This is a genomic window from Bradyrhizobium genomosp. III (genome assembly GCF_000261705.1).
Classification (GTDB): Bacteria; Pseudomonadota; Alphaproteobacteria; order Rhizobiales; family Xanthobacteraceae; genus Bradyrhizobium; species Bradyrhizobium ottawaense.
In genome coordinates this window covers 1-4,417 of the sequence record NZ_AJQF01000048.1, presented here as the reverse complement: position 1 = coordinate 4,417, position 4,417 = coordinate 1, and the positions used below count along the sequence as shown (strand labels likewise).

4 protein-coding genes are annotated in these 4,417 nt (G+C 64.5%); 2 read left to right on the top strand and 2 right to left on the bottom strand.

The genetic code is table 11. The annotated features are described in order from the left end of the window. Positions 1-140 precede the first annotated feature (140 nt). A complete protein-coding gene (locus IC66_RS0104790; protein ID WP_038946836.1) occupies positions 141-1,223 on the top strand; it encodes a lipocalin-like domain-containing protein in 1,083 nt (360 codons plus the stop codon). Between the two features lie 27 nt (positions 1,224-1,250). Beyond that, the gene (locus IC66_RS0104785) at positions 1,251-1,637 is read left to right on the top strand and encodes an MAPEG family protein (protein WP_038946835.1); all 387 of its coding nucleotides are present in this window, start codon (positions 1,251-1,253) and stop codon (positions 1,635-1,637) included. A 230-nt stretch (positions 1,638-1,867) separates the two neighbouring features. Here IC66_RS0104785 and IC66_RS0104780 read toward each other — a convergent pair whose 3' ends face one another. Together IC66_RS0104780 and IC66_RS0104775 are read right to left on the bottom strand one after the other, a co-directional pair. Then, entirely contained in the window at positions 1,868-3,061 is a 1,194-nt protein-coding gene (locus IC66_RS0104780; RefSeq protein WP_038946834.1) for an ABC transporter substrate-binding protein, read from the bottom strand. 275 nt (positions 3,062-3,336) lie between these two features. Then, positions 3,337-4,417: efflux RND transporter permease subunit (locus tag IC66_RS0104775; RefSeq protein ID WP_038946832.1), on the bottom strand; the 1,081-nt coding region annotated here is incomplete at its 5' end.

The window sequence follows — 4,417 nt, the reverse complement described above, 5'->3', positions numbered from 1 at the left end:
GCGGCTGCCGTTCCAGGTGTTTCCGCTGCAACTGGTCGAGCTGGTCGCGGTCGCGCTGTTGGCGTCGCTGCTGGCGGCGCTGTTGCCGGTGGCACGGCTGGCGCGGATGCAGCCGGCAAATCTCGTCAAGGTGTTTGCCAATGAACGCTGATCGCATGTCGCGCCGCGCCTTCGCCGGCGGCATCGCTGCGCTGGCCCTCGCACGCCGCGCCAGCGCGCAAGGCTATGCGGGGCTCGGTGAAAAAGCGGATGGCTTTGGGAAGGTGACGCCGGGAAAGCTGTTTGCCTTTCCTGGCGATCACGGGCCGCATCCGGAGTTTCGCATCGAATGGTGGTATCTGACGGCAAACCTCATCGACGGCAGCGGCGCGGCTTGCGGCCTGCAATGGACGCTGTTCCGTCAGGCGGCGCAGCCAGGCCCTCAAGGCGAAGGCTGGGCCAATCAGCAGGTCTGGATGGCGCATGCCGCAGTGACGCGCGCCGACACCCACCGCTTCAACGAAGTCTTTTCACGCGGCGGCGTCGGCCAGGCTGGCGTCACGGCCAAGCCGTTCGATGCCTGGATCGACGATTGGGAGATGAAGGCTCTCGAGCGAACCGATGACCGCACTTTGGCGCCGCTGGCGCTGAGGGCGTCCAGCACAGATTTCAGCTACGCACTGACGCTGGAGGCCGATCGCGCGGTGGTGCTGCAAGGCGATCGCGGCTACAGCCGCAAGTCGGAGCGTGGCCAGGCGTCCTACTATTACAGCCAGCCGTTCTACCGCGCCCGCGGCACGCTCACCATCGACGACAAGCCGGTCGATGTCTCGGGCCAGGCCTGGATGGACCGCGAATGGAGCAGCCAGCCGCTCGACGCCGACCAGACCGGCTGGGACTGGCTGTCGCTGCATCTGTCGTCAGGCGACAAGCTGATGCTGTACCGGCTGCGGCAGAAGGACGGCAAAGACTATCCCTTCGGCAACTGGATCAGCGCTGCCGGCGAAACGCAGATGATCACGGGCGGCGACATCCGGATGATGCCGAAAGCGACGGCGGAGGTTGCGGGACGCAAGCTGCCGGTGGAATGGCAGATCGCGATCCCGTCGCGATCGTTCTCGATCCACTGCAAGCCGCTCAATCCCGGGGCCTGGATGGGGACCGGCTTCTCCTATTGGGAGGGGCCGATCAGCTTTGCCGGGACGCATGACGGCGTTGGCTATCTCGAGCTGACCGGGTATTGAAGCGCGGTCTGTTTGAAGGAACCAGCGATGTATCATTTCACCGCTCTCGTCACGCTGCTGGCGATCGCATTTTATTTCTTCACCGCCATCAACGTCTCGAGCGCGCGCACCAAGACCGGCGTCAAGGTGCCGGCGATGTCGGGCCATCCGGATTTCGAACGCGCCTTCCGCATCCAGGCGAACACGCTGGAATGGATGCCGATTGTCCTGCCGGCGCTCTGGCTGTTCGCGGTCTATATCGGCGACGGCATCGCGGCGGGGATCGGCGCCGTCTGGATCATCGGCCGCATCGTCTATTTCATCGGTTATTCGAAAGCGGCAGCCAAGCGCGGCCCGGGCTTCATGATCCAGGGCATCGCCGCCATCGCACTGTGGGCCGGCGCGCTGGGTGCGGTGGTGTTGCGGCTGGTGTGAGGCGGGGGCCGCGGCCACACGTTCCGCTGTCGTCCCGGGGCGCGAAGCGAGCCCGGGACCCATAACCACAGGACGAAGTTGTAGCGCGAGCTGATCACTCCGAGTCCCCGTAACCACACAGTCCTGTGGTTATGAGTCCCGGATCTGCGCTTCGCCCTCGACAACGCTACGCGTTGCCAAGGGCTGCGCTTGTCCGGGACGACACTGAGTTATTGGCGCGATCCTCGCCCCTACTTCGTCAGCGGGCAGCCGCTGTCCTTGGCGGTGAAGAAGGCCTTGTCGCCGGGGACGGTGGCGAGCAGCTTGTAATAGTCCCAGGGCTTTTTCGATTCCGACGGCTTCTTGACCTCGAACAGATACATGTCGTGGATCATGCGGCCGTTCTCGAGCACCTTGCCGCCTTGCGCGAAGTCGTCGTCGACCGGGAGCTCCTTCAGCTTCCTGGCAACCGCATCCGGATCCTTGGTGCCTGCCGCCTTGACCGCCTTCAGGTAGCTCAGCGTCGCCGAATAGGTGCCGGCCTGGATCATGTTCGGCATCCGGCCGGTGCGCTTGAGGAAGCGTTCGCCGAGATTGCGGGACTTGTCGTTGACGTCCCAGTAATAGCCTTCGGTCAGCACCAGGCCCTGTGCAGCCTGGAGGCCGAGGCCATTTACTTCGGCGAGCGTCATCAGCAGGCCGGCGAGCTTCTGGCCGCTGGCGACGATGCCGAACTCGGACGCCTGCTTGATCGAATTGGTGGTGTCGAGGCCGGCATTGGCAAGGCCGACGATCTTCGCCTTCGAACTCTGCGCCTGCAGCAGGAACGAGGAGAAGTCCGAGGAGTTGAGCGGCACGCGCACCGAGCCGACCACCTTGCCGCCATTGGCGGTGACGATCTCGCTGGTGTCCTTCTCCAGCGCGTAGCCGAAGGCGTAGTCCGCGGTGAGGAAGAACCAGGTGTCGCCGCCGGCCTTGGTCAGCGCACCACCGGTGCCGACGCCGAGCGCGCGGGTGTCGTAGGCCCAGTGGAAGCCGTAGGGCTGGCAGGCATCGCCTGTCAGCCGCGAGGTGGCGGCGCCGACGACGATGTCGATCTTCTTCTTTTCCTTGGACAGTTCGTGGATCGCGAGCGCGACCGAGGAGGTCGTCAGCTCCGTGATCATGTCGACGTTCTCGACGTCGTACCAGCGCCGCGCGATCGAGGTCGCGAGGTCGGCCTTGTTCTGGTGGTCGGCGGTGACGAGCTCGACCTTCTGACCCAGCACCTCGCCGCCAAAATCCTCGATCGCCATCCTGGCCGCCTCGACCGACCATTTGCCGCCGTAATCGGCATAGACGCCGGACTGGTCGTTGAGGATGCCGATCTTGACGCCTTGCGCGGAGGCCGGCGCCGCCAGCACCAGAGCAGAGCTTGCGACGGCGGCCAAAAGTGCTGATTTCATCTGTTATCTCCCAGCAGTTTTCTGTTTTGAAATCGCGCGGATACTAGGGAAGAACCCCGCGCCTGCCCATCCATTTCAAGTTGGTCGTTAGTATGGAGGTCGCCACAAAAATGGCGTCGTCCCGGGGCGCGACGAAGTCGCGAACCCGGGACCCATAACCACAGGAAGGAGTTTTGCGAAGAGCTTCGCGCCAAACTCCTCCCTGGGGTTATGGATCCCCGCATTCGCGGGGATGACGGCGAGGATGTGGACACACCGGTGGCCATCACGTGCGCTTAAGAAGCCACCACCTCCGGCTTCTTCCCCTCATTCCGCCCCTCGGCCAGGTTCCGCACCACCACGTAGAAGATCGGCGTGAACAACAGGCCGAACAGGGTGACGCCGATCATGCCGAAGAACACGGCGACGCCGACGGCCTGCCGCATCTCCGAGCCGGAGCCGCTCGATATCACCAATGGCAGCACGCCGAGGATGAAGGCGAAGGAGGTCATCAGGATCGGCCGCAGGCGCAGGCGGCAGGCGTCGATCACCGCCTCCAGCCGCGGCTTGCCCTCGTTCTCGATGTCGCGCGCGAACTCGACGATCAGGATCGCGTTCTTGGCCGCCAGCCCCACCAGCACGACGAAGCCGATCTGGGTGAGGATGTTGACGTCCTGGCCCATGATGCGCACGCCGATGGTGGCGGCGAGCAGGCACATCGGCACGATCAGGATCACCGCGAACGGCAAGGTCCAGCTGCCATATTGCGCAGCGAGCACGAGGTAGACGAACAGCACGCAGATCGGGAACACGTAGAGGCCGGCATTGCCGCCGGTGATCTGCTGGTAGGACAGATCGGTCCATTCGAAGGTGAAGCCGCTCGGCAAGGTGTCGTCCGCGAGCTTCTTGATGGTGTTGAGCGCCGCGGTCGAGCTGGTGCCCGGCGCCGGCTCGCCCTGGAGCTCGGACGCGGCATAGAGATTGTAGCGCGCGACGCGATCGGGACCCGAGACATCCCTGAACTCGACCACGCTGCCGAGCATCACCATGTCGCCGGAGGCGTTGCGTGTGCGCAGGCGTGCGAGGTCGCTGGGCTCTTTCCGGAACGGGAAGTCGGCCTGCGCGGTGACGTGATAGGTGCGGCCGAACAGGTTGAAGTCGTTGACATAGGTCGATCCGAAATAGCTCTGGATCGTGTCGTTGATATTGGAGATGGGAACGCCGAGCTTCTGCGCCTTGGTGCGATCGATGTCGACGAAGAGCTGCGGCGTGTTGGCCGAGAACGGCGAGAACACCGTGGGGCCGAGCAGCGAGGGCGATTTGCGCGCCGCGGCGACAAGCTCGTCGGTGGCCGCGGCGAGCAACTCAGGCCCGCGG

What these genes read in the sequence shown, in the direction of transcription:
- IC66_RS0104790 (WP_038946836.1), top strand. Translation starts at nt 141, where the DNA reads ATGAACGCTGATCGCATGTCGCGCCGCGCCTTCGCCGGCGGCATCGCT.
- IC66_RS0104780 (WP_038946834.1), bottom strand. Translation starts at nt 3,061, where the DNA reads ATGAAATCAGCACTTTTGGCCGCCGTCGCAAGCTCTGCTCTGGTGCTG.
- IC66_RS0104785 (WP_038946835.1), top strand. Translation starts at nt 1,251, where the DNA reads ATGTATCATTTCACCGCTCTCGTCACGCTGCTGGCGATCGCATTTTAT.